This is a genomic window from Micromonospora sp. NBC_00617 (assembly GCF_045161355.1).
Taxonomy (GTDB): Bacteria; Actinomycetota; Actinomycetes; order Mycobacteriales; family Micromonosporaceae; genus Micromonospora.
The window spans coordinates 1,946,478-1,969,318 of the sequence record NZ_CP107751.1 but is presented as its reverse complement, the minus strand read 5'-3'; the positions used below and the strand labels follow the sequence as shown (position 1 = coordinate 1,969,318).

At 73.5% G+C, this 22,841-nt stretch carries 21 protein-coding genes and 1 riboswitch; of the genes, 14 read left to right on the top strand and 7 right to left on the bottom strand.

Translation table 11 applies throughout. From position 1 onward, the window contains the following. Positions 1–51 precede the first annotated feature (51 nt). The 3 genes from OG505_RS08840 to OG505_RS08830 form a co-directional block, all read right to left on the bottom strand. The gene (locus OG505_RS08840) at positions 52–2,310 is read right to left on the bottom strand and encodes a VWA domain-containing protein (protein WP_405432419.1); all 2,259 of its coding nucleotides are present in this window, start codon (positions 2,308–2,310) and stop codon (positions 52–54) included. Next, the gene (gene cobN, locus OG505_RS08835) at positions 2,307–5,975 is read right to left on the bottom strand and encodes a cobaltochelatase subunit CobN (RefSeq protein ID WP_405432418.1); all 3,669 of its coding nucleotides are present in this window, start codon (positions 5,973–5,975) and stop codon (positions 2,307–2,309) included. The genes OG505_RS08840 and cobN overlap by 4 nt, the downstream gene beginning before the upstream one ends. A 282-nt stretch (positions 5,976–6,257) precedes the next feature. Then, positions 6,258–6,387: riboswitch (cobalamin riboswitch) on the bottom strand. 97 nt (positions 6,388–6,484) lie between these two features. Then, positions 6,485–6,631: a hypothetical protein gene (locus OG505_RS08830; RefSeq protein WP_405432416.1), complete on the bottom strand. Its 147-nt coding sequence runs from the start codon at positions 6,629–6,631 to the stop codon at positions 6,485–6,487. 65 nt (positions 6,632–6,696) lie between these two features. Between OG505_RS08830 and OG505_RS08825 the strand changes: the two genes are divergently transcribed. Both OG505_RS08825 and OG505_RS08820 read left to right on the top strand, forming a co-directional pair. Continuing rightward, on the top strand, positions 6,697–6,996 hold the full coding sequence (locus OG505_RS08825; RefSeq protein ID WP_405432415.1) for a DUF5919 domain-containing protein: 300 nt from the start codon (positions 6,697–6,699) through the stop codon (positions 6,994–6,996). Further along, a complete protein-coding gene (locus OG505_RS08820) occupies positions 6,993–7,796 on the top strand; it encodes an inositol monophosphatase family protein (protein ID WP_405432414.1) in 804 nt (267 codons plus the stop codon). Before OG505_RS08825 ends, OG505_RS08820 begins: the two co-directional genes overlap by 4 nt. Positions 7,797–7,817: 21 nt before the next feature. Here OG505_RS08820 and OG505_RS08815 read toward each other — a convergent pair whose 3' ends face one another. Beyond that, entirely contained in the window at positions 7,818–8,153 is a 336-nt protein-coding gene (locus tag OG505_RS08815) for a hypothetical protein (protein WP_234589536.1), read from the bottom strand. A gap of 131 nt (positions 8,154–8,284) precedes the next feature. Between OG505_RS08815 and OG505_RS08810 the strand changes: the two genes are divergently transcribed. The 5 genes from OG505_RS08810 to OG505_RS08790 all read left to right on the top strand — a co-directional run bounded on the left by OG505_RS08810 (position 8,285) and on the right by OG505_RS08790 (position 13,173). Next, entirely contained in the window at positions 8,285–8,857 is a 573-nt protein-coding gene (locus OG505_RS08810; RefSeq protein WP_405432413.1) for an RNA polymerase sigma factor, read from the top strand. Beyond that, complete coding sequence (locus tag OG505_RS08805; RefSeq protein ID WP_405432412.1) at positions 8,850–9,590, top strand: hypothetical protein; 741 nt, start codon at positions 8,850–8,852, stop codon at positions 9,588–9,590. Before OG505_RS08810 ends, OG505_RS08805 begins: the two co-directional genes overlap by 8 nt. A 65-nt stretch (positions 9,591–9,655) precedes the next feature. Next, positions 9,656–10,204 (top strand): hypothetical protein, encoded by a 549-nt coding sequence (locus OG505_RS08800; RefSeq protein WP_405432411.1) that lies wholly within the window; start codon positions 9,656–9,658, stop codon positions 10,202–10,204. 125 nt (positions 10,205–10,329) lie between these two features. Next, complete coding sequence (gene helR, locus OG505_RS08795) at positions 10,330–12,492, top strand: RNA polymerase recycling motor ATPase HelR (RefSeq protein ID WP_405432409.1); 2,163 nt, start codon at positions 10,330–10,332, stop codon at positions 12,490–12,492. Positions 12,493–12,510: 18 nt separating this feature from the next. Continuing rightward, the gene (locus OG505_RS08790) at positions 12,511–13,173 is read left to right on the top strand and encodes a hypothetical protein (RefSeq protein WP_405432407.1); all 663 of its coding nucleotides are present in this window, start codon (positions 12,511–12,513) and stop codon (positions 13,171–13,173) included. 67 nt (positions 13,174–13,240) lie between these two features. Here OG505_RS08790 and OG505_RS08785 read toward each other — a convergent pair whose 3' ends face one another. Then, positions 13,241–14,137, bottom strand: a complete 897-nt coding sequence (locus tag OG505_RS08785; RefSeq protein WP_405432406.1) for an aldo/keto reductase — start codon at positions 14,135–14,137, stop codon at positions 13,241–13,243. Between the two features lie 73 nt (positions 14,138–14,210). Next, complete coding sequence (locus tag OG505_RS08780; protein ID WP_405432404.1) at positions 14,211–15,497, bottom strand: MFS transporter; 1,287 nt, start codon at positions 15,495–15,497, stop codon at positions 14,211–14,213. A gap of 162 nt (positions 15,498–15,659) precedes the next feature. Between OG505_RS08780 and OG505_RS08775 the strand changes: the two genes are divergently transcribed. Both OG505_RS08775 and OG505_RS08770 read left to right on the top strand, forming a co-directional pair. After that, positions 15,660–16,649, top strand: coding sequence for a LacI family DNA-binding transcriptional regulator (locus OG505_RS08775; protein ID WP_405432402.1), 990 nt, complete (start codon positions 15,660–15,662; stop codon positions 16,647–16,649). A gap of 79 nt (positions 16,650–16,728) precedes the next feature. After that, positions 16,729–17,463: an alpha/beta hydrolase gene (locus tag OG505_RS08770; RefSeq protein ID WP_405432400.1), complete on the top strand. Its 735-nt coding sequence runs from the start codon at positions 16,729–16,731 to the stop codon at positions 17,461–17,463. Between the two features lie 4 nt (positions 17,464–17,467). Here OG505_RS08770 and OG505_RS08765 read toward each other — a convergent pair whose 3' ends face one another. Then, positions 17,468–18,592, bottom strand: coding sequence for an FUSC family protein (locus OG505_RS08765; RefSeq protein ID WP_405432398.1), 1,125 nt, complete (start codon positions 18,590–18,592; stop codon positions 17,468–17,470). 387 nt (positions 18,593–18,979) lie between these two features. On the opposite strand from OG505_RS08765, the gene OG505_RS08760 reads away from it, so the two are divergent. The 5 genes from OG505_RS08760 to OG505_RS08740 all read left to right on the top strand — a co-directional run bounded on the left by OG505_RS08760 (position 18,980) and on the right by OG505_RS08740 (position 22,840). Next, positions 18,980–19,786 (top strand): LppM family (lipo)protein, encoded by an 807-nt coding sequence (locus OG505_RS08760; RefSeq protein WP_405432396.1) that lies wholly within the window; start codon positions 18,980–18,982, stop codon positions 19,784–19,786. A gap of 144 nt (positions 19,787–19,930) precedes the next feature. After that, complete coding sequence (locus tag OG505_RS08755) at positions 19,931–20,266, top strand: hypothetical protein (protein WP_357497067.1); 336 nt, start codon at positions 19,931–19,933, stop codon at positions 20,264–20,266. Positions 20,267–20,277: 11 nt separating this feature from the next. Continuing rightward, positions 20,278–20,886, top strand: coding sequence for a glycine zipper family protein (locus tag OG505_RS08750; RefSeq protein ID WP_405432394.1), 609 nt, complete (start codon positions 20,278–20,280; stop codon positions 20,884–20,886). Then, positions 20,883–21,581, top strand: coding sequence for a carboxypeptidase-like regulatory domain-containing protein (locus OG505_RS08745; protein ID WP_405432392.1), 699 nt, complete (start codon positions 20,883–20,885; stop codon positions 21,579–21,581). Before OG505_RS08750 ends, OG505_RS08745 begins: the two co-directional genes overlap by 4 nt. Before the next feature lie 23 nt (positions 21,582–21,604). After that, positions 21,605–22,840 (top strand): phage tail sheath family protein, encoded by a 1,236-nt coding sequence (locus OG505_RS08740; RefSeq protein WP_405432390.1) that lies wholly within the window; start codon positions 21,605–21,607, stop codon positions 22,838–22,840. The last annotated feature ends 1 nt before the right edge of the window (position 22,841 follow it).

Here is a 22,841-nt window from a genome sequence, read left to right as displayed (position 1 = left end):
GCACTCCCGCGATCTTGCAGTTTCTGTTGGTCATATGCGCAGTTCGTCCCTTCATGTCGCGACAGGAACTGCAAGATCGCGGCGGTGGGAGTGGGGCTGGGTGAGGGTGGTCAGGGTGTGTAGCGGGGCGTTCAGCTGGGTGGCCAGGCGGCGGGCGAGGTTCAGGCGGATCGGGCCGGACTCGCAGTCCACGACGACGCAGGGGGCGCCCGTTGCCGCGAGGACCGCCGCCGCTCCGGCCGCCCGGTCCAGGGGGCGGGTGCCCGCCGTGGCTCTGCCGTCGGTGACGATGAGGACCAGGGGGCGGCGCTTCGGGTCACGTCGGCGCTCCAGCCGCAGCAGGTCGGCGGCGGCGAGCAGGCCCTCGGCCAGCGGCGTCCGACCACCGGTGGGCAGCTCGGCCAGCCGTGTCGAGGCGGCCAGCACCGACGAGGTGGCCGGCAGCAGCGTCCGCGCACCGCTGGCCCGGAAGGCCATCACCGCGACCTTGTCCCGCCGCTGGTAGGCGTCGGTGAGCAGCGCGAGGACCGCGTCCTTCACGGCGGTCATCCGCTGCCGGGCGCCCATCGACCCGCTGGCGTCCACCACGAACAGCACGAGGTTGCCCTCCCGCCCCTCCCGGACCGCCTCGCGCACGTCGTCCGGGCGCAGTCGCAGCGGGCCGGTCAGCCTCCCCCGGGCCGCCTGGTGTGGCGCGGCGGCGCGAATCGTGGCCGGCAGGTGCAGCGCGCCGACCCGAGCGGCCGGCACCCGGGCGCCGGTGGTGCGTCCCCGCCCGGTGCGGGCGCGCGACCGCCGCCCGGGCACGCCGTCACCGACGCCGGGCGCGGTGAGCAACCGGGCCCGCAGACCACCTCGGGGTACGGCCACCGACTGACCCTGTCCACCGGAGCCCCACTGCCGGGTCGGGTCGTCGTCGCCGGCCTGCGCCCCGGCGCTCCGACGGCGCCCGCCCCAGTCGTCGGTCGAGGACGATCCGTCGTCCCGCCCGTTCGGCGACTCGACGCGCCCGTCCGGACCGGCGTCGGCACCTGCTCCCGAGCGCTCGGCCGCGCCGGATTCGCCCTGGTCAACAGGGTCGCCACTGCCGTCGGAGCTGCCACCGTCGGGGCCGCTGCGGTCGGCGCCGCCGCCACCGCCCTGCGGACCACCGCCGTCCGGGCCACGACGGTCAGAGCCGCCGTCGTCCGGGCCGCCGCGCCCACCGCCCGGGCCGCCACCGTCCGAGCCGTCGGGGCGCGATCCAGCGGGGCCACCGTCGTGCGGGCCACCCTCGTCGTCCGGGTCGTCGGGGTGGGCGTCCTGGGCACGCTGCAACGCCTCGTCGAGGCGCTTCTCATCCAGGCCCGGCGTGTCGAACGGGTCACGGCGGCGGCGGTGCGGCAGGGCTAGGCGGGCGGCGACCCGTACGTCGTCGATGGTGACCCGGTCCCGTCCGTGCCAGGCGGCGTGGGCGAGAGCGGTACGGGCGGTGACGATGTCGGCGCGCATGCCGTCCACGTCGAACGCGGCGCACACCTCGGCGATCTGCCGCAGCGCGGCGTCCGGAAGGCGTACCCCGGGAAGCCGGCTGCGGGCGGCGGCCACCTGGGCGGCGACCTGGGCATCGGCGTCGGCCCACCGGGCGGCGAAGCCCGCCGGGTCGGCGTCGGCGGCGAGTCGGCGACGCACCACCTCGACCCGCACCTGCGGATCCCGGCTGGCACCCACCTCGACGGTGAGCCCGAACCGGTCGAGCAGCTGCGGGCGCAGCTCCCCCTCCTCCGGGTTCATGGTGCCGACCAGCAGGAAGCGGGCCGCGTGGCTGACCGAGACACCCTCGCGCTCAACGTGGCTGCGGCCCATCGCCGCGGCGTCGAGCAGCAGGTCGACGAGGTGGTCGTGCAGCAGGTTGACCTCGTCGACGTAGAGGACGCCCCGGTGCGCGGCGGCGAGCAGGCCCGGTTCGAAGGCGCGTACCCCCGCACCGAGGGCCTTCTCCAGGTCGAGCGAACCGACGACCCGGTCCTCGGCGGCGCCGACCGGCAACTCCACGAGACGGGCCGGACGGGTCTCGGCGATGGCGTCGGCCGGGTGCGGCCCGTCCGGGCAGCCCGGGTCCGGCTCGGCGGGAGCACAGCCGAAGCGACAGCCGGCGACGTGGCGGACCGGGGGCAGCAACGCGGCGAGAGCCCGCACGGCGGTGGACTTGGCGGTGCCCTTCTCGCCGCGCACGAGGACCCCGCCGATCGCCGGGGAGACGGCGTTGAGCAGCAGCGCCAACCGCATGTCGGCCATGCCGAGCACCGCGCTGAACGGGTAGGTGATCATGCTCGGTCCTCCAGGTCGCCCTCGCTGGCCAGGTACGTGTCCCGGAGTCGGTCCAGGGTGGCCGGCTCCGGCTTGGCCCACAGCCCCCGGTCGGCGGCCTCCAGCAGCCGCTCGGTGATGCCACGCAGCGCCCACGGGTTGGACTGCTCCAGGAACTCCCGGGTCGTGTCGTCGAACAGGTACGCGGCGGCCAGGTGCTCGTACATCCAGTCGTCGACCACGCCGGCGGTGGCGTCGTAGCCGAACAGGTAGTCCACGGTGGCCGCCAGCTCGAACGCGCCCTTGTAGCCGTGTCGGCGCATCGCGGCGATCCACTTCGGGTTGACCACCCGGGCCCGGAACACCCGCCGGGTCTCCTCGCCCAGCGTGCGGGTGCGCACGTCGTGCGGCATCGCCGAGTCACCCACGTACGCCTGCGGTGACGTGCCGGTGAGGTGACGGACCATCGCCACCATCCCGCCGTGGTACTGGAAGTAGTCGTCCGAGTCGACGATGTCGTGCTCGCGGGTGTCCTGGTTCTTCACCGCCACCGCGATCCGGGCGAAGGAGCGTTCCATGTCGGCGCGCGCCTCCCGCCCGTCCAGGCCCCGGCCGTACGCGTAGCCGCCCCACACCGCGTACACCTCGGCCAGGTCGGCGTCGCTGCGCCAGGTCCGGGCGTCGATCAGCGGCAGCAGGCCCGCGCCGTACGCCCCAGGCTTGGAGCCGAAGATCCGGGCGGTGGCCCGCCGCTCGTCACCGTGCTCGGCGAGGTCGGCGGCGACGTGCGCCCGCACGTAGTTGTCGTCGTGCGGCTCGTCGAGCGCGGCGACCCGCCGCACGGCGTCGTCGAGCAGCGCCACGACGTGCGGGAACGCGTCGCGGAAGAAGCCGGAGATGCGCACGGTCACGTCGACGCGCGGCCGGCCCAGCTCGGCGGTCGGCACCACCTCGACGCCGGTGACCCGCCGGGACCGGTCGTCCCAGACCGGGCGGCAGCCCAGCAGCGCGAGCACCTCGGCGATGTCGTCGCCCTGGGTGCGCATGGCGCTGGTGCCCCACACGGTCAACCCCACCGATCGGGGGTACGTGCCGGTGTCGGCGAGGTGCCGGGCGAGCAGCGAGTCCGCGAGGGCCACCCCGACGTCCCAGGCGTTGCGGCTGGGGATGGCCTTGGGGTCGACGGAGTAGAAGTTGCGGCCGGTGGGCAGCACGTTGACCAGGCCCCGGGTGGGTGAACCGGACGGTCCGGGCGGCACGAACCGCCCGTCGAGGGCCCCGAGGGTGTGGGTCAGCTCGTCGGTGGTGCGCGCCAGCCGGGGCACCAGTTCGGTGGCCGCGAAGCGCAGCACCGCGGCGACGTCCGGGATCGGTTGCCCGGTCACCTCCGCGACCACCGCGTCGACCGCATCCGCCGCCCAGTCCAGGGTTTCCATGCCGACGACCAGCCGCCGCGCGAGGCCCTCGATCAGGTCGACGGCGTCGGCGGCCGTGGCGGCGGGCCCGTCCACCGCGTCGGTCAGCGCCGTGGGCAGGACGATCCGCCGCCCGGGCGACGCGAGCAGCTCCCGCTCGTCGAGGCCGTACGCGGCGGCGAGCGCCTGCCGCAGGCCGGGCAGGGCGTGGGCGCCGCCCCAGATCTGCGGGGCGCGCAGCACGGCGAGCACCAGGTTGACCCGGGGTTCGCCGGTCGGCGCGTCGGCGAGGATGTGCAGCCCGTCGCGGATCTGCACGTCCTTGACCTCGCAGAGGTACCCGTCGAGGTGCAGCACGAAGTCGTCGAAGTCGTCGGCGTCGGGCATCGCCTCGGCGTGCAGGTCGTGGTGCAGCTCGGCGGCACGGACCAGGTCCCAGATCTGGGCCCGCACGGTCGGCACCTTGGCCGGGTCGAGGGCCTGCACGGTGGCGTACTCGTCGAGCAGTTGCTCCAGTTTGGCCAGGTCGCCGTAGGTCTCGGCGCGGGCCATCGGCGGCACCAGGTGGTCGATCACCACGGCGTGCGCGCGCCGCTTGGCCTGGGTGCCCTCGCCGGGGTCGTTGACGATGAACGGGTAGACCAGCGGCAGGTCACCGAGGACCGCGTCGGGCGCGCAGTCGGCCGCCAGGCCGAGGCCCTTGCCGGGCAGCCACTCCAGGGTTCCGTGCTTGCCCAGGTGCACCACGGCGTCCGCGCCGAACCCGCCGTCCGCGACCGACGCGGCCAGCCAGCGGTACGCGGCCAGGTAGTGGTGGCTCGGCGGCAGGTCCGGGTCGTGGTAGATGGCGATCGGGTTCTCCCCGAAGCCGCGCGGCGGCTGGATCAGCAGCACCACGTTGCCGAAGCGCAGCCCGGCGAGCACGATGTCGCCACCGTCGGTGTACAACTCGCCGGGCGGCTCACCCCAGTGCTCCCGCATCCGCTCGCGCAGCTCGGCCGGCGCCGCCTCGAACCACCGCCGGTACGTCTGCCCGGGCACCCGCGCCTCGGCGGCGGCCAACTGCTCCGGGGTGAGCCACTCCACGTCGTGCCCACCGGCGGCGATCAGGGCGTGGATCAGCGCGTCGCCGTCGTCGGGTGGCGGCGCGTCACCCAGGTGGTAACCCGCCTCGGCCAGCGCGGCGAGCAGCCGGACCGCCGAGACGGGGGTGTCCAGCCCGACGGCGTTGCCGACCCGGGAGTGCTTGGTGGGGTACGAGCTGAGCACCACGGCGACCCGCTTGTCGGCGTTGGGCACGTACCGCAGCCGGGCGTGCCGCACCGCGATGCCGGCCACCCGGGCGGCCCGCTCCGGGTCGGCGGCGTAGACCGAGAGGCCGTCGGCGTCGATCCGCTTGAACGAGAACGGCACGGTGACGATCCGGCCGTCGAACTCGGGGATGGCCACCTGCATCGCCGCGTCCAATGGGGATAGCCCGGCGTCGCTGCCGGCCCACTGCTCCCGGGTGCTGGTCAGGCAGAGCGCCTGGATGACGGGCACGTCCAGGGCGGCGAGCGCGCCGACGTCCCACGCGTCCTCGTCGCCACCTCCGGACGCGTGGGCGGCGACCGCGCCGCCGGCCGCGAGCACGGTGACCAGCAGCGCGTCACAGCGGGCGAACAGCCCGAGCGGGCCCGCGCCCGTGGTCAGGCCCCGCAGGGAGCCGCAGAAGATCGGCAGCGGGTTGCCCCCGGCCTCCCGCACGGCCTCGGCCAGGACGTCGACGAAGGCGGTGTTGCCAGCGAGGGCGTGCGCCCGGTAGAAGACGATCCCCACCGTGGGCCGCTGCGGGTCGGTCGGGTGGTCGCCGTGCACGCCGTACGCCGGGGTGGGCGCGGGCGGGGCGAACCCCTCGCCGGTGAGCAGCACCGTGTCGCAGAGGAACCGGGCCAGATGCCCGAGGTTGTCCGGCCCGCCCTCCACCAGGTACGCCAACGCCTGGGTGACCACTCCGGACGGCACCGTGGAGACCGCCATCAGCTCCGCGTCGGGCACCGCCTCACCGCCGAGCACGACCGTCGGCACGCCGCTGGCCAGCACCGCGGCGAGGCCGTCCGGCCACGCCTGCCGACCCCCGAGCAGGCGTACGACGGCGAGGTCGACCCCGTCGAGCAGGGCGGGCACCTCGTCGGCCGCCACCCGCGCCGGGTTGGCGAGCCGGTAGTCGGCGTCACTGGCGCGGGCGGCCAGCAGGTCGGTGTCGGCGGTGGAGAGCAGCAGAACGCGCACGGCAGGCTCCGGACGGTAACGTCGGCACGCTCGCGAGAGCGGCCTGGCGACGTGGGATGGGCGCAGGGTTCAGCGGAGGCCGCGGTCCGGCCGGCTCAGCGGCCTGCGGCCGGGAGCGACGGGCGGCGCGGTCCGGAACTCAGCGGTGAACGGAGTCGATGCCGATCGCGGCGACGGCACGGCCGCGGTGCGGAAGACGGCAGCAGCCGTCGATGATGGAGACGCCAAGCGTCATCGGGTCCTCCTCGGGTGTCCACGCCCTGGGGTACGTCCCGACGGCCGAAGTATCCTGGCTTCCGGATCGATGCTCTCCCCCGGCCTTCCAACCGCAGACACACGGCCGTGACTCACGAGGGGGGATCGCTCCCCGGTGACAGTGGCGGGACCGCGTCGGATTCGCACCGACTTCCTTCACTGCCGTCAGGCCGCGAATGCTGCCACACCGGTCGGCCGCCGGTCAACGCCACCCCTCCGCACGCCAACGGCCACCATCAATTGACATATTGCGATCAGAGGTCCTGCTGGCGAAGTTCACCGATCGGCCGACAGTGGCGGGGTCGACGAGTCAGAGACAGCCAGCCCAGGAAGCGCGCGTGCATCTCGGCGAGGTCGGGGTGACCGCCCAGGTTGAACTGGTCGTGGATCGCCTCGTTCATGCAGGACGCGAGATAGAGGGCCAGCGCGAGGGAGTGACCATAGAACTCGCCGACGAGATCGAGTTGTGCCGGGGCATCTCAGCGCGCTCACCGAACTCAACATTCAGAACCTGACGCGCCGGATCCGCACCCAGCTCGCGCCGGGCGTGCGTGACCGCCTCGCCGTCCGCGTGTACGACGAGTCGATCCGTGCCAACGTCCTCCTGATCGACGACCGGCTCTGCATCGTCCAGCACTATCTGCCGCGAATGCGCGGCGTCGATTGCCCGACGATGGTGATCGAACGCACCGCGCAGACCTCCGGCCTGTACGCGGTATTCGACGATATTTTCACCTCGCTCTGGGAGCGCAGCCGCCAGCTATGAACGACTACGCCGATCTCCTTCCGCTTGCACACGAGGCCGTCGACCTGGCGCGTGGCCTGATGCGGACTCTCCAGCCCGGTGCTCTCACCTTCAAGGACGACCGTGACATGGCCTCCGAGTTGGACTACACCATCGAGCGACAGGTTCGCGAGCATCTGGCCGCGAAGGCACCCGACATAGGGTTCCTCGGCGAGGAGTACGGCAGCAGCGGCAACACCAGCACACTCACGTGGGCCCTCGACCCGGTGGACGGGACCGTCAATTTCATCCACGGCTCACCGCTGTGCGCGATCTCGCTCGGTCTCGTCCACCGCACCCGGTCCGTCCTCGGCGTCATCGACCTGCCGTTCCTCGGCACCCGCTACCACGCCGCCGAGGGACACGGCGCATACGCCAACAACGACCGCATCGGCGCCAGCCGAGTCAGTGACCTGAGGGACGCCGTCATCGCCATCGGCGACTACGCCGTCGGCGCCGATGCCAGCCGGAAGAACGCCGATCGACTCGCCATTACCGAGGAACTCACCGGGCAGGTCCAGCGGATACGCATGCACGGCTCCGCCGCGATCGATCTCGCGTGGTTGGCTCAGGGCAGGGTCGACGCATTCATCATGCTCAACAACAAACCGTGGGACACCGCCGCCGGTGTGGTGATCGCTCGGGAGGCTGGCGCTCAGGTGGTCGACCTCGATGGCACTGCCCACAGCACCCGCGCGACCGCCACGGTCGGCGGCAACGAACTGCTACTGCCGGACATCCTCACGCTCGTCGAGCGGTCCCTGGCACGCGCGGCAGCCTGACCGGGACAAGAGGCCGGCGGCTCAGCGGGCGTGCCGCTCCGGGTGGGCCCGGTTCCACACGCGCATCCGCTCCGGGTAGCCGGTGCGGGCCGCCTCGTACAGCGGCACCGCGTGCTTGCGGGCGATGGCGCCCGCCGCGCGGGGTGTGCCGGTGCGGCGACGGATCCATTCGCCGTCGTGGGCGATCGCCACCACCGTGGTGTCGGTAGCGGTGGTCTCCGGTTCCAGGTAGAACTCCACCCCCCGGCGGCTGGCGACGAACGACTCCAGCGCGGCGAGGTCGTCCCGGGTGGCCTCGCGGTCCAGCTTCGTCGGGGTCGCCTCGGTGCCCCGTGACCGCCGGTTGAACCAGCCCATGCCCAGCCCCTCTCCTCGGACGCCTCTCCAGTTCAGCACCGATTCCTGGCAATACGCTGCACGCCGGGTGGGAGAAATCTGACCTGGCGGGGCGCAGACGGAACCCGGTGCGCGTGAGCGGTGTCACCAGTGTGATCGAACCGGAGGTTTCCCTGGACGACGACGTGCTCGTCACCCGCGCTCGGGCCGGCGACCTGGAGGCGTACGACCTCCTGGTCGCCCGGCACACCGCGTCCGCGCACCGGACGGCGGTGCTGCTCGGCGCGGGCTCGGACTCCGAGGACGTCATCCAGGAGGCGTTTGTGAAGGGGTACCGCAAGCTGTCCCGCTATCGGGGAGAGTCGTCCTTCCGATCCTGGCTGCTGGCGATCGTCGCCAACGAGACCCGCAACCTGCACCGCTCACGCACGCGCCGCGATGGCCTGGTCCTGCGAGCGGCGGCGATCCCGACGGCAGAGGTCGCCGAGGACGACGCGGTCGGGGCGGTCCTCGCCGGTGAGCGCCGCGCCGCGCTGGTGGCGGCCCTGCGGCAACTTCCGGTACGCGACCGTGAGGTGATCGTCTGCCGGTTCTTCCTCGACCTCAGCGAGGAGGAGACGGTGGCGACCCTGGGTTGGCCCCGGGGCACGGTGAAGTCGCGGACCTCGCGGGCACTGGCGAAGCTGCGCGCCCTGCTCGCCGACGAGGAGGTGCGCCATGGGTGACCTCGATCGGAGGGCGGGCGACCTCGAAGCGGAGCTGCGCGACCTGTCCGCCTGGCTGGCGACGCCCGACGCGCCGGACGTGACCGCGGGCGTACGGGACCGGCTCGTCAGGGGCGTACGGCGGCGTCGCCGTTGGCGCTCCTACGCCGCGGCGGCGCTCGCGGCCCTGCTGGTCGCGGTGCTGCCGCCGACGCGTACCGCCATCGCCGGCGCCCTCGGGGAGGTGCTGCGCTTCGCCGGCGTCAGCATCGCCACCTCGCCCACGCCGTCGCTGCCCACGGGCGAGCCGTCGCCGTTGCCGTCGCAGCGGACGGTCGGGCTGGACGAGGCGCGACGGGCGGTGCGCTTCCCGATCCGGATGCCGTCCACGCTGGGTCCACCGGAGCGGGCGTTGGTCGCCGACCCGGATGGCGCCGGCGCCTGTCGGGTGGCGACGTTGCTCTACGACGGCGGCAGGCTGCGCCTCGACGCGTTCGACGGTCGCCTCGACCTGATCTTCCACAAGCGGACCAACCGACCGGAAGTGACGTGGACGCAGGTCAAGGGCAACTTCGCCATCTGGGTCGACGGTCCCCACGTCGTGTCGTACGTGGACCGGTCGGGGCTGGTCCGCAAGGAGACCGCACGGCTCTCCGCCTCGACGCTCATCTGGGAGGAGGCCGACGTGACCTATCGACTGGAGGGTGAACTCAGCGAGGCCGAGGCGCTCGCGATCGCCCGCTCGCTCACCTAGGAACCTGGCCGGCCCGAGAGGTGTCTCTCTGGTGCGAGGCACCTGATTTCCGTGAAGGGAGCGCAATGGGCACTTGGGGCAGGTTCCTGCTGGGGTCGGTTCTCCTGCTGGCGGGCTGTGCGGCCGCTGACCCGACCACCACGGCGGCCGGCGGCGCGTCCACACCGGCGGCCGGCGGCGCGGCAGCACCGCCGGCCGCCACGGCATCGGCGGCGACCGGCTGCGCGTCGCGGGTCGAGACGGGGTCGCTGCCCGACTGGGCGGACGCGGGGTTCCACGGCGACACCCGCGCGCCGCACGTCTTCGGCGCGAGGGGCGACATCGTGGCGGTGCTGTTCGCTCACCCGCTGGCGCTGGCCCGGCCGGACGGATCGAACAACAAGATCCTGTGGGTGGCCCGCTCCGCCATGACGTCGCCCGACCCGAGCGCGCCGGCCACGCTGGTGATCACCGCGACGCTGGACGGCACCGACACCACTGTGACGCGGGAGGTCGCCGGCGGGCCAGGCCCGTCGATCATCGACATGCCGAGCGCGGGTTGCTGGCATTTGGAGCTCCGCTGGAGCGGGCGGACCGACACGATGGATCTCGTCTACGCCGAACGGAAGCCCTGAGGACGGGGGACAACTCTCCCCGCCATATCCAACATATATCGCATGGGGGGACTTGCGGCAAGGCCCCCGGTGTACCGCAGAATTGCCCGTCCAAGGCCAGGACCTGCGGAAACGGGAGCCAACACATGCACAAGTCGTCGGCGGCGGCCAGCGTTTTCGACCTTCCCGACAACCTCGCCGCCAAGGCCGACCCGGCGCTGATCGCCCGTGACGAGCAGCACTTCGCCGTCATCGCGGCGAGCTTGGAGGAGTCGATCGCCGACCTGTCCGACCGCCTCGACGTCGAGCGCCGGGCACCCGCCGGCAAGGGTCGCCAGGCGGTCGTGCGGGACGAGGAGATCCGCCGGCTGACCGGTCGCCTGCGTGCCCTGCGTCGCTTCGGTCTGGACCTGTGCCTCGGGCGCATCGTCAGCGCGGACGACCCCGAGCCCGTCTACATCGGACGCTTCGGCCTCACCGACGGCAACGGTCGGCGGCTGCTGCTCGACTGGCGCTCCCCGGCGGCCGAGCCGTTCTTCGGTGCGACCCACGCGAACCCGATGGGACTGGCGAGCCGGCGTCGGTACCGCTGGACGCTCGGCCGGGTCAGCGACTACTGGGACGAGGTGTTCACCTCCGACGGGTTCGAGGGGCACGCGGCGCTCGACGACCAGTCCGCGTTCATCGCCAGCCTCGGCGGCAACCGGTCGGCCCGGATGCGCGACGTGCTCGGCACCATCCAGGCCGACCAGGACGCCATCATCCGAGCCGGATCGCGGGGCGCTCTCGTCGTCGACGGTGGTCCGGGCACGGGCAAGACCGTCGTGGCGCTGCACCGCACCGCGTACCTGCTCTACTCCGACCCCCGCCTCGGGCACCGCCGCGGCGGCGTGCTGTTCGTCGGGCCGCACCAGCCCTACCTGGCGTACGTCGCCGACGTCCTGCCGAGTCTCGGCGAGGAGGACGTGCAGACCTGCACCCTGCGCGACCTTGTACCCCAGGGCGCCGCGGCGACTGTCGAGGCCGACCCGGACGTGGCCCGCCTGAAGTCCTCCGCGGACCTGGTCCGGGCGATCGAGGCGGCCGTGCGGTTCTACGAGGAGCCGCCGACCACGGCGATGACGGTCACGGCCGGCGACACCGACGTGCGGCTGAGCGCGGACGACTGGGCCCAGGCGTTCGAGGCGCCCGGACCCGGCACCCCGCACAACGAGGCGCGTGACGAGATCTGGGAGGAGCTGCTGGCGATCCTGCTCGGCAGGTACGACGGCGACGAGTCGGACGACCTAATACGCGGGTCGCTGGTGCGCAACCGGGATCTGCGCACGGCGATCAACCGCGCCTGGCCGCTGCTCGAAGCGACCGACATCGTCGCCGACCTGTGGTCGGTGCCCGCCTATCTGCGCAGGTGCGCCCCCTGGCTCGACCCCGAGGACATCCGCCGGCTCCAGCGCGTCGACGCCCGCGCCTGGACGGTGTCCGACCTGCCGCTGCTGGACGCGGCACGGCAGCGGCTCGGTGACCCGGAGGCGTCGGGGCGTACCCGCCGCCACGAGGCCACCATCGCCGTCGAACGCGCGCGCATGGCGACGGTCGTCGACGAGCTGATCGAGGCCCACGCCTACGACGACGGTGAGGGTGTGCTGTCGAGCCTGCGCCAACTGGACCTGCAGGACGCGCTGGTCGACGAGGCAGTGCTCCCCAGCGCCGACGCGGATCTGCTGGCCGGCCCGTTCGCGCACATCGTCGTGGACGAGGCGCAGGAGCTGACCGACGCGCAGTGGCAGATGCTGCTGTCGCGCTGCCCGTCGCGCAGCTTCACCATCGTCGGCGACCGCGCCCAGGCCCGGCACGGGTTCACCGAGTCGTGGCAGGAACGACTCGCACGCGTCGGCCTCGACCGGGTAACCCTGACCTCGCTGAGCATCAACTACCGGACGCCGCGGGAGGTCATGGCGGAGGCCGAGCCGGTCATCCGGGCCGTGCTCCCGGACGCGAACGTGCCGACCTCGATCCGCGGCAACGGGATTCCGGTGACCCACGGATCGGTGCGCGAGCTGGACGCGATTGTCGACGGCTGGCTCGCGGAGCACGCCGACGGGATCGCCTGCGTCATCGGCGAGCCCACATTCCAGCCGGCGACGAATCGCGTCCGGTCGCTGAGCCCGGAGCTGTCCAAGGGGCTGGAGTTCGACCTGGTCGTCCTGGTCAACCCGAAAACGTTCGGCGAGGGCGTCCAGGGGGCGGTCGACCGGTACGTCGCGATGACCCGCGCGACCCAGCGACTCGTCGTCCTCACCGGGTCCTGACCTCGTAGGCTGCCGGGCGTGTCGAAGGACGTGCGGGAGGCGGCGGCGTACGACAACGCGCGCTGGTGCGACGCCGTGTGCGCCAGCCACGGACTGGCCGGTCGGATCGACGTCGAGGCGTGGTCGGTGCCCCACCGCTCACCGCCCTGGTATCCGGACGCGGTCACCCTGCGCCCCGGCGTCGACCCCGAGGCGCTGCTGGCGCGGATCGACGTCGGGCCCGGCGCGTCGGTGAAGGACAGCTTCGCCGACCTCGACCTCTCGGCGTACGGGTTCCGGGTGCTCTTCGACGCGCAGTGGATCCACCGCCCGCCGACCGGTACGCCGGCCGTTCCGCCGCTCACCCCGGTCACCACCGGGCGAGGGCTGGCGGCCTGGGCGAGCGCGCACGGCGGCGGGGAGCTGTTCCGCCCGGCGCTGCTGGCCGATGCGGGCATCCGGGTGCTGGCCCGTTACGACGAGCGGGGCGCTGTCGTCGGCGGGGCGGTGGTCAGCGGCGACGACCCGGCCGGCGTCTCCAACGTGTTCACCCACACCGACGACCCGGACGAGATCTGGCACGCGATTGCGGCCACCCTGCCCGGCGTACCCCTGGTCGGCTACGAAAGCACCCCCGACCTGGCACCCGCCCGCCGAGCCGGCTTCCTCCCCGCGGGCCCCCTCCGGGTCTGGCTCCGATGATCATGAAGTTGTCGGCGCGTCACGCCGGCATCGGCGGCGACAACCTCATGATCACCGGGGACAGGGCTCAGGTCAGGCGGGTCAGGTCCTCGGGGGTCAGGGTCAGGGAGGCGGCGGCGATGTTCTCCCGCAGGTGGGCCGGGTCGCCGGTGCCGGGGATCGCGAGGACGTGCGGGCCCTGGTGCAGCGTCCAGGCCAGGCGTACCTGCTGGGGGGTGACGCCGTGGGCCCGGGCGACCGCCTCGACGGCCGCGCCCTGCGTGGCGCTCGCACCCGCCTCCCGACCGGTGCCGGCCAGCGCGAAGAAGGGCACGTAGGCGATGCCCCGCTCGCCGCAGGCGCGGACGAAGGCGTCCTGCTCCCGGTACGCGTCCACGCCGTAGTTGTTCTGCACGCAGACCACAGGCGCGATGCCCGCCACCTCGTCCACCTGCTCGGGCCGGACGTTGGACAGCCCGAGGTGCCGGATCAGCCCGGCGGCGCGCAGCTCGGCCAGGACGCCGAACCGCTCGGCCAGCGGCATCGCGCCCGGCCCCCGGCCGAGCCGCAGGTTCACCACATCCAGCCGGTCGCGGCCGAGGCGGCGCAGGTTCTCCTCGACCTGGGCGCGCAGCTGCGCGGGAGTCTCCGCCTCGCCGAATCCGGTCACCGGGTCGTAGCCGAAGCCGACCTTGGTGGCGATGACCAGATCCTCGGGGTACGGGGCGAGCGCCGCGCGGATCAGCTCGGTGGCGTACCTGGCGGGGCCGGTGCCCACCCGCAGGGTTCCTCCGGGCGAGACGTAGAACGCCGCCGTGTCGATGTGGTTGACGCCGAGCTCCACGGCGCGGCGCAGCAGCGCGATCGCACGCTCGCGGTCGGGGTTCGCGGTGATCCGCATCGAGCCGAAGCCCATCCGGTGCACGGTGCGGTCGCCCAGGGTCCAGCTGCCCGCCGCAGCGGCGGTGATCTCGTCGGTTGGCATCGGGCGACCGTAGCCAGCGCGGGCGCGCGACGCACTCGGCCGCGCACCCGATACCGCCACGCCGCGATCCGGGTTAGTTTTTCTGTGCTGCCGGAGCCCGCTCGTCGGCTGCTGCCGGAGCCTTCTCGTCGGCTCGCGGCTGGCGCAGCGCCGGCACCAGCGCCAGCGTCGGCAGGAGCAGCAGCGGCACCACCAGCAGCGCCCGCAGGATGCCGACGTGGTCACCGAGCAGGCCCAGCAGCGGCGGTCCGCCAAGGAAGGCCGTGTAGCCGATCACCGCGACCACGCTGACCCGCACCGCCGCGTGCGCCTCCTCGTCGGCCGCCGCGCTCATGCCGACCGGGAAGCCCAGCGACGCGCCGAGCCCCCACAGCGCGACGCCGACGATGGCCACCGGCCCCGAGCCGGCCAGCACGGCCAGACCGGCGCCGGCAGCGGCGAGCAGCAGGGTGCCGCTGAGCACCGGCACCCGACCCCAGCGGTCCAGCGCGATGGTGCCCGCGGTGCGCCCGATGGTCATACCGAAGACGAACACGCCGAAGACCGCCGCTCCGGCCGCCTCGCTCAGGTCCCGACCGTCCACGAAAGCGACCGCCAGCCAGTCGTTGGCGCTGCCCTCGGCGAACGCCGCCACCAGCACGAACAGCCCGATGAGCAGGGTGCGCGGCTCCCGCCAGGCGGCGAGCTGGGCCCGGCGGCGGCCGGCCGGGCTGGTGTCCGCCGTCTGGTTGGCCGCATCGACGGCCGGTCGGGGCAGGAACATCCGGGAGGCGAGCACGGTGCCGACGAGCACCACCACCGCCACCGCGGCGAGGTGCCCGCCGACCGGCACGTCCAGGCGGGCGGCCCCGGCGCCGAGGCCCGCGCCGGCCACCGACCCGAGACTCCAGGCCGCGTGGAAGCGAGGCATGACGGTACGCCCCAACCGCCGCTCCACCGTGGCGCCCTCGACGTTCATCGCCACGTCGCAGGCGCCGGAGCCGTAGCCGAAGGCGACCAGCCCCAGCCCGACGACGACGGACGACCCGGCGACCGTCGCGCCCAGCCCGGCCACGATCAGGCCGACCGCGACCAGCACGGTGGCGATCGTCACGGTGCGGGCCGAGCCGAGGCGCTGGGCGAGCAGCCCGGAGGTCGGCATGGCGAGCAGCGCGCCCACGCTCATCGCCAGCAGCAGGAGGCCGAGGCGCCCGGCGGAGAGGTCCAGCGCCTCGCGGACGGCCGGCACCCGGGAGAACCAACTGCCGACGGCCAGGCCGTTCAGGGTGAAGGTGACGGCGACGCCGTTACGGGCGAGCCGGACGATCCGTGCCGGAACGGTGGTGTCCGGGGCGACGGCCGGGCTGGTGGGGGCGCTCACAGGGGTGGTTCCTTCTCCTCGGGGTGATCTCCTGGCACGATCGCACACCTGAGAGCGCTACCACCACAAGCGGGCACCGCCCCTTACCGGAAACGCGCAGGCCGGGGGATGATTCCTGGCAGGTGTACGCCCGCCCCGGGCGGGCGCCGGGGGGAGGGCACGATGACGGCAGCGGCACACCGGCCGGCGACTCTGGAGGACGTCGCCCGGGCCGCCGGGGTGTCCCGGTCCACGGCCTCGCGGGTGATCGCCGGGACGGGGTTCGCCTCGCCGGACGCCCGGGAGCGCGTGGTGACGGCCGCCGACCAGCTGGGTTACGTGCCCAACCCGGCCGCCCGGGCGCTGGTGCGTGGCGGCGGCGTACGGCTGGTGGTGGCCGCCGCCGGGGAAAGCGCGGCGGTGCTGGACGACCCGTACGTCCACCGGGTCGTCGGCTCGGCCGCCCGGGTGTGCGCGCCGGCCGGCGTCGGGGTGGCGCTGCACTGGCTGTCGCTGGGCGACCCACGCGGCCTGGACCGGCTCGCCGCCGACCGCAGCGTGTGCGGCGTCGTGCTGGTCAACACCACCGAGGCCCTGCTGGAGGCCGTACCCCGGTCGCTGCACGGCCGGATCGCCTCGATCGGCATCGGCTCGGCCGAGGTGCCGTCGTTCGACGTCGACAACACCGCCGGCGCCGGCGCGGTGCTACGCCACCTGTACGCGACGGGCCGCCGCCGGATCGCCATGGTGACCGGCCCGGCGTGGCTACCGTGCTCGCAGCGCCCCGTGCAGGCGTACCGCCACCTGATGCGCCAGGCCGGCCTGCCCGAGCGGGTGGTGGACGGCGACTTCACGGCGGCGCGTGGCCGCGCGGCGGCCGGCGAGGCGCTGCGCCGCTGGCCCGACGTGGACGCGATCTTCGCGATCAGCGACGAGACCGCGTTCGGGGTGATCGCGGCGCTGCGCGACGGCGGTGTGCGGGTGCCCGGCGACGTCGCGGTGGCCGGCTTCGACGACATCCCGCTGGCCGGCATGACCGCGCCGGCGTTGACCACCGCGAGCCACCCTGTGGGTCGAATCGCCACCGCGGCGGCCACCGCCGTGCTGGCCGGCCCCCCGGCCGCACCGGTGACGCTCTTCCCGTCCGCCCTCGTGACCCGCGACAGCGCCTGAGCTGGCCGACCGTCGGTTAACCGGCGGCCGGTCGGGTAACCGCCTCGCACCTTTCGCCGACCGCGAGGAGTGGTGGCCCGTGTCCGACTCCGCGCCGCCGACCGGAGCGTCCGCGCAGGGGCCTCGGCACGGCCGGTTGACCACCCGCCCGCACCCGCCGGTGGTGTCGGGCCCCACCGGTCTCGTGCCGCTGCCCGGCGGTGACGGCGGCCGTCCGGCGATGGCGTACGTGCCGGAGCCGGCGGCCGACGGGGCCGCGTACCGGCTGGTGGTGCTGCTGCACGGGGCGGGCGGCGTCGCGCGGCAGGGCCTGGACCTGCTGCTGTCGGTGGCGGACGCGCACCACCTGCTGCTGGTCGCCCCGCAGTCGTCCGGGGCCAGTTGGGACCTGCTCGCCGGCGGCTTCGGGGTGGACGTGCAGCACGTCGACGCGCTGGTGGCCAGCGCGTTCGACGGCTACCCGGTCAGCGGTGTGACGTTGGGCGGCTTCTCCGACGGGGCCTCGTACGCCCTCTCGTTGGGTCTGGCCAACGGCGACCTGGTCGACGGGGTGCTGGCCTTCTCCCCCGGCTTCGCCGCGCCGCCGCTCGTCCGCGGCCGGCCGCGGATCTTCGTCTCGCACGGGGTGGACGACCGCGTCCTGCCGATCGACGTGTGCAGCCGCCGCTTCGTGCCGCACCTGCGCGGCCTCGGCTACGACGTCACCTACGAGGAGTTCCCCGGCGGCCACGACGTCCCCGCCCCGATCCGCGCGAGCGCCACCGGATGGCTCACCGCCCGTCGAGGGGAAGACCCGAGCGGCGGGACGCGGTGACGGGTCACACGGCGGGCAGGCCGAGGGCCTCGTCCACGCGGGCCAGAACGGCGGCGTCGTCGTCGGGGTGCACGCCCCGCAGCAGGTCGATGGCTGTCGCCCGGATCTGACCGATGATCATGGCGAGTGGGAGGGTCTGGGTCGACCCGAAGAGCTGCCCGGCCGTGTGGACGGCGGCCAGCGCCGCCTCGTCCGCCCGCGCGGCGTGCCGGTCGGCGGCCTCCTCCTGCCCGTCCAGGTCGGCGGCGAGCGCCGCGCCGGCCTCCCGAACCGCGTCGACCAGGCAGCGCAGCGCCTCGCCCAGCTCGGGCGGCGTGGGGGTTCGCAGTCGGCTGAGCGTCACCCCGGCGCGGGCCAGCACCCGGACGTTGCGGACCACGTAGTCGGTCTGCCGGATCGACTCGTCCACCGATCGCAGTCGGCCGATGTGGCGACGTCGGCGCACGTTGAGCCGCAGCGCCTCACCGGCGGCCAGCACGCCCTCGCGCAGCCCGCCGACCCGCGCGTCCATGCCCCGGGCCCGCGTCAGCGCGGCCATCGCCGCCGACTCGTCGCGACCGTCCAGCGCGTCGGCGATCCCGCCCACCAGACCGGCCAGCTCGTCGAAGGTCCGCCGCACCTCGGCGACGAGTGGGGCGAGCGGGTGCCGGGCGTCGACGAGGAGGCTGACGGCGAGCGCCACCGCGCCGCCGACCAGCGCGTCGACGAAGCGGAACGGCACCAGCGCCCCGTCCGGCGGCGCGACCACCACCAGGTAGAGCGCGGAGACCGCGGCCTGGACCAGGGTCACGCCGGTGGCGCCGAAGGCGACCGCGAGCAGGACGGTGAGCAGGATGACGGTGCCGACCGTCCACGTGCTGCCCGGGCCGAGCGCCTGCACGACCAGGTCCGCGACGAGCACTCCGGCGGCCACCCCGAGCACCACCTCGACGGCCCGCCGGATCCGCTGCCCGCGGGCCTGACCGAGCACGATCAGCGCGGCGGCCGGCGCGAAGAAGGGCTGCGGATGCCCGAGCAGGCGGGTGGCGAGCAGCCAGGCCACGGTCGCCGCGACGGTCGCCTCCAGCACCGGCCGCCAGCCCTGCCGCAGCCGGTGACCGACGACCCGCAGGCCCCCGAACCACGCCATCGCCCACCTCCGCCACCTCGACCGCACGCCGGCCCGTCCATGGTCATCCGCGCCTTTCCGGCAGCCCGGAGCGCCCCTCGCGATCGTCTACCATCGCGCGCCGGACCCGCTCACCGGGCTGCTCGACGGTCCCCGCGCCGTCCTGCCGCGCTCGGTGGTCGACGTGCCGTACGCGCCGCGGATCGAGGCCCGGATCGGCGCATCGGCCTACTGGCCCCGGCCCAAGATTCAGCTGGGGTCGGGCCCGTCGGGACGCAAAACTCCAGTTTATTCTTTCGCGCCGCTTCCCACCTCGGTCGAATGCGACAGTACGCCGGTACAATCGGCGACTGCGTTGTGACCGATCGCTGACTGCTCATGGTGAAAGCGATCACACACACTGAGCGCATGAACAGGAGAGTCAACCGCGGTAGGGCACTGCGCGTCGCGGTGTGCCTCCTGCTTCTCGCCGCGTTGAGCGGCTGCATGCAACTCAACATCGGGCTCACCGTCAACGCCGATGACACGGTGGACGGGCAGTTGTTGCTGACCGCCCAGAAGTCCCTGCTGAGCTCCCGGAACAAGAACATCCCGGCGGCCTTCGCCGAGCTGCGGCAGAACATTCCGGCGCTGCCGCCGGGCGAGGAGACCAGCTACCAGGACAGCAAACTGTTCGGCACCCAGATCAGTTACCGCAGGGCACCGCTGGCGAGCTTCGACAGCGACAGCGTCAAACTGGTCCGAGACGGCGACTTCTACCGTTTCACGTTGCCGCTGGACCCGACGAAATACGGCGGCACAATTGCCCAGCAGAATCCTCAACAACAGCAGGCTTTCCTCAAGCTGATGTCGTTCGAGATCTCGGTGACGTTTCCCGGCCGGGTGATCGACACCAATGGCACCGTCAACGGCCGGTCGGTCACCTGGAAGGTCGACTCCAACCAGGACAAGCCGATGGAACTGCGGGCCGTCGCCGAGGCGCCGCCGCGCCCCTCGGCCGCACCGGCAGCCGCCGACTCCGACTCCGGCGGCTTCCCGTGGCTGCTGGCCGGCGGCGGCGTACTCCTGCTGCTGGTGCTCGCCGCGGTGGTCGTACTCCTGCTGCGCCGCCGTCGCCCGACGGCGCCGGCCGCACCCGGCGCGACCCCACCGGGGCCGACCGCACCCGGGCCGACCTCGCCGGGCCCGCCCGCCGGCGCTCCCGGGCCCGGCTGATCCATTCGGTGGCCGGCCCCGCCGGCCACGTCCGGCCCCGGCCGCCCGCGACGACGGCGACCGGCGCCGGTGCTCCCCCCGCGGAGCACCGGACCTCACCACCACCACATCCCGGTCGCACCATCGCAGAAAAGGGGGATCGCCATGAACGATCTCTTCACCTGGGCCGCCCTGGGGACCATCGCCGGCGCGAGCGCCGCCACCCTGCTGGCCACCAACGTCATCGGCGGGCTCCTCGGCCCGAGCGGCGACAAGCTCCGCAAGTGGATCGCCATCGTCATCGCGCTGCTGCTGTCCTACCTGACCGCCGCCTTCGCCGACGAGGCCGGCGGCGAGAAGTGGGTCATCGCGTTCTTCAACGCGCTGGTGATCTTCTCCGCCGCGCTCGGCGTCAACCAGTTCCCGCCCGGCAACCGGCAGGCGACGCCCACCCAGCTCGCGAGCGGTCGCGAGCCCCGTGTCTTCCGCTCCTGGGTCTGAGGGGTGACGTCATGATCTTCGGAATTCTCAGCGCGGCGATCCAGGTCGCTGTCGGCGCCGTCCTCGGCCTCCTGGCCGGCGGCCCGGTCGGCCTGCTCATCGGCGCCGTCGTGGGCCTGCTGGTCGGCGCGGCGTTCGGCTGGGCGGTCACCTCCGCCGGGGTGTACGCGCCAGACGCCCGCGGCATCTTCCTGTTCGTCGTCGACCACACGTGGAGCCTGCTCAACACGGTCGTCGGGGCCATCTACCTGGCCGTGCACCTGATCTTCGGGCACTCCCTGGACCGGCCCACCTCGACCGGCAGCGGCCGGGTCAGCGTGGTGGAGGGCGTCTCACCCCGCTACGCCACCACCATCGGCACCGTCTGCGCCGGCTCCAGCTCGGGCATCCAACGCCACGAGGACGTGCACATCTTCCAGGCGCGTCTGCTCGGCCCGCTCTACATCCCGCTGGTGCTGGCGAACTACGTGCTGTTCACCATCGCGCCGGTCTGGCTGCTCTACCACGACCACACCAACGCGCCGATCAACCGGTTCACCCGCTACTTCGAGATCGGCGTCTACCCGCACGTGTGGAACGAGGCCATCGCGTACCGGATCCAGGGGACGCCGCCGCGATGACCACCGACGGGCGCGGACCGATCGAGACAGCCACCGCCGAGCTGGCCGCATGGCTGACCGGCGCGGCGGGGGAACCCGTCCCGATCGGCCCGCCCCACGCGGGCGTCGACGCCGACGGGTTGACCCTGTGGCCCCTCGAACTGCGCCCGGCCCGACAGACGCGCTCCAGCGGCGCGGTCCGCGAGCCGTACCGCTTCACGGTCCGCTACCTGCTCTGCGTGGCCGGACCGGCCGGGCTGGCCGTCCTGGACCGGGTACTCACCGCCGCGACCAGCGACGGCAGCTACCCGGTGGTGCTGGAGGCCGGCGACGCCGCGCTGTGGACCGCGTTCGACGCCGCGCCCCGACCGGCGCTGCTGATCGACGTGCCGACGCAGGTGGACCACCCGACGCCGGCCGCGCCACCGGTCCGGCAACCGCTGCGGCTGCGCCAGCTGTCGATGCGCACCCTCGCCGGCCGGGTGGTCGGCCCCGAGGACCAACCGCTCGCCGCCATGCGCGTCGAGCTGCCCGGCACGGCGTCCGCGACCCGCACCGGCCCCGACGGCCGGTTCCTGATCGCCGGGGTCCCGCACGACCCCGAACACCCCGGCCCGGTACGGCTGCGGCTGCGCGGGCGCGGTCTCGTGCTCACCGCCGACGTCGACGCGGACGAGGACGACATCGTCATCGTCTGCGCGCCACCGACCCACTGACGCCCACCCGCACAGGAGGATCGATGCCCAGCTACTTCTCCCCCGGCATCTACGTCGAGGAGGTCCCCAGCGGCGCCCGACCGATCGGACCGGCGAGCACCAGCATCGCCGCGTTCGTCGGCGTCGCCCCGAACCGCGGCGCCCACCTGGGCAAGGCGGTACCGGTCAACAACTGGACCGAGTTCCTGCGGCTCTTCGCCGACGGGAACCAGGTCGAGAGCACCCCGCTGGCCCGGGCCGTGTTCGGTTTCCTGGACAACGGGGGCGCCCGCTGCTGGGTGGTCAACGTCGGCGAGGGCGGCGCGATCACCGGCACCGGCCAGCGGCGCGGTGGCCTGCAACTGCTGGAGGCCATCGACGAGATCTCCATCATCGCCGCTCCGGGCTTTCACGACGTGGTGTCCCACGAGGCGCTGCTCAGCATGGCCGAGCGCACCCGCACCATGGTGGCGATCTGCGACCCGGCACCCGACATCGACGACATCTCCGCGCTGACCCGGGTCGCCACCGCGTCGTCCGGAAAGCCGCCCAAGCCCGCCGAGGGCGCGGCCACCAGCGCGGGACCCGGTGGGTCCGGCGGCGGCGAGGGACCGGCGTACCGGCCCCGGCAGTCCGAGTTCGGCGCGTTCTACTACCCGTGGATCGAGGTACGCGACCCGATCAGCGGCGAGTTGGAACTCACCCCGCCGAGCGGGCACCTCGCCGGCATCTGGGCCCGCACCGACGCCCTGCGCGGCGTGCACAAGGCGCCGGCCAACGAACCCGTGCGCGGCGCGGTCAACCTGGGCTACCTGGTCACCCGCCCGGAGCACGACGTGCTCAACCCCAAGGGCGTCAACGTGATCCGCTACTTCGCCGGCGAGGGCATCCGCGTCTGGGGCGCCCGTACGCTCGCCGCCGAGGCCAGCGAGTGGCGCTACCTCAACGTACGGCGGCTCAGCATCGCCATCGAGCAGGCCATCGCCAACGGCACCCGCTGGATGGTCTTCGAGCCGAACGACTTCACCCTCTGGCGCTCGATCCGGCGCGACATCGGGGCGTTCCTGACCCGCGTGTGGCGCGACGGCGCGCTGCTCGGGCGCAGCCCCGAGGAGGCGTTCTTCGTCAAGTGCGACGAGGAGACCAACCCGGTGGACGTCCGCGACGCCGGCATGGTGATCGCCCACATCGGCATCGCCGTCGTCAAGCCCGCCGAATTCGTGGTGTTCAAGTTGAGCCAGTGGGCCGGCGGCAACGAGACCGAGACGATCGGAGGCTGAC

Bases quoted from the DNA above. Each gene is read 5' to 3' on its own strand.
- OG505_RS08820 (WP_405432414.1), top strand. From the start codon at position 6,993: ATGAACGACTACGCCGATCTCCTTCCGCTTGCACACGAGGCCGTCGAC.
- helR (WP_405432409.1), top strand. From the start codon at position 10,330: ATGCACAAGTCGTCGGCGGCGGCCAGCGTTTTCGACCTTCCCGACAAC.
- OG505_RS08785 (WP_405432406.1), bottom strand. From the start codon at position 14,137: ATGCCAACCGACGAGATCACCGCCGCTGCGGCGGGCAGCTGGACCCTG.
- OG505_RS08830 (WP_405432416.1), bottom strand. From the start codon at position 6,631: ATGAACGAGGCGATCCACGACCAGTTCAACCTGGGCGGTCACCCCGAC.
- OG505_RS08815 (WP_234589536.1), bottom strand. From the start codon at position 8,153: ATGGGCTGGTTCAACCGGCGGTCACGGGGCACCGAGGCGACCCCGACG.
- OG505_RS08740 (WP_405432390.1), top strand. From the start codon at position 21,605: ATGCCCAGCTACTTCTCCCCCGGCATCTACGTCGAGGAGGTCCCCAGC.
- OG505_RS08760 (WP_405432396.1), top strand. From the start codon at position 18,980: ATGAACAGGAGAGTCAACCGCGGTAGGGCACTGCGCGTCGCGGTGTGC.
- OG505_RS08800 (WP_405432411.1), top strand. From the start codon at position 9,656: ATGGGCACTTGGGGCAGGTTCCTGCTGGGGTCGGTTCTCCTGCTGGCG.
- OG505_RS08805 (WP_405432412.1), top strand. From the start codon at position 8,850: ATGGGTGACCTCGATCGGAGGGCGGGCGACCTCGAAGCGGAGCTGCGC.
- OG505_RS08755 (WP_357497067.1), top strand. From the start codon at position 19,931: ATGAACGATCTCTTCACCTGGGCCGCCCTGGGGACCATCGCCGGCGCG.
- OG505_RS08765 (WP_405432398.1), bottom strand. From the start codon at position 18,592: ATGGCGTGGTTCGGGGGCCTGCGGGTCGTCGGTCACCGGCTGCGGCAG.
- OG505_RS08750 (WP_405432394.1), top strand. From the start codon at position 20,278: ATGATCTTCGGAATTCTCAGCGCGGCGATCCAGGTCGCTGTCGGCGCC.
- OG505_RS08840 (WP_405432419.1), bottom strand. From the start codon at position 2,310: ATGATCACCTACCCGTTCAGCGCGGTGCTCGGCATGGCCGACATGCGG.
- OG505_RS08745 (WP_405432392.1), top strand. From the start codon at position 20,883: ATGACCACCGACGGGCGCGGACCGATCGAGACAGCCACCGCCGAGCTG.
- OG505_RS08775 (WP_405432402.1), top strand. From the start codon at position 15,660: ATGACGGCAGCGGCACACCGGCCGGCGACTCTGGAGGACGTCGCCCGG.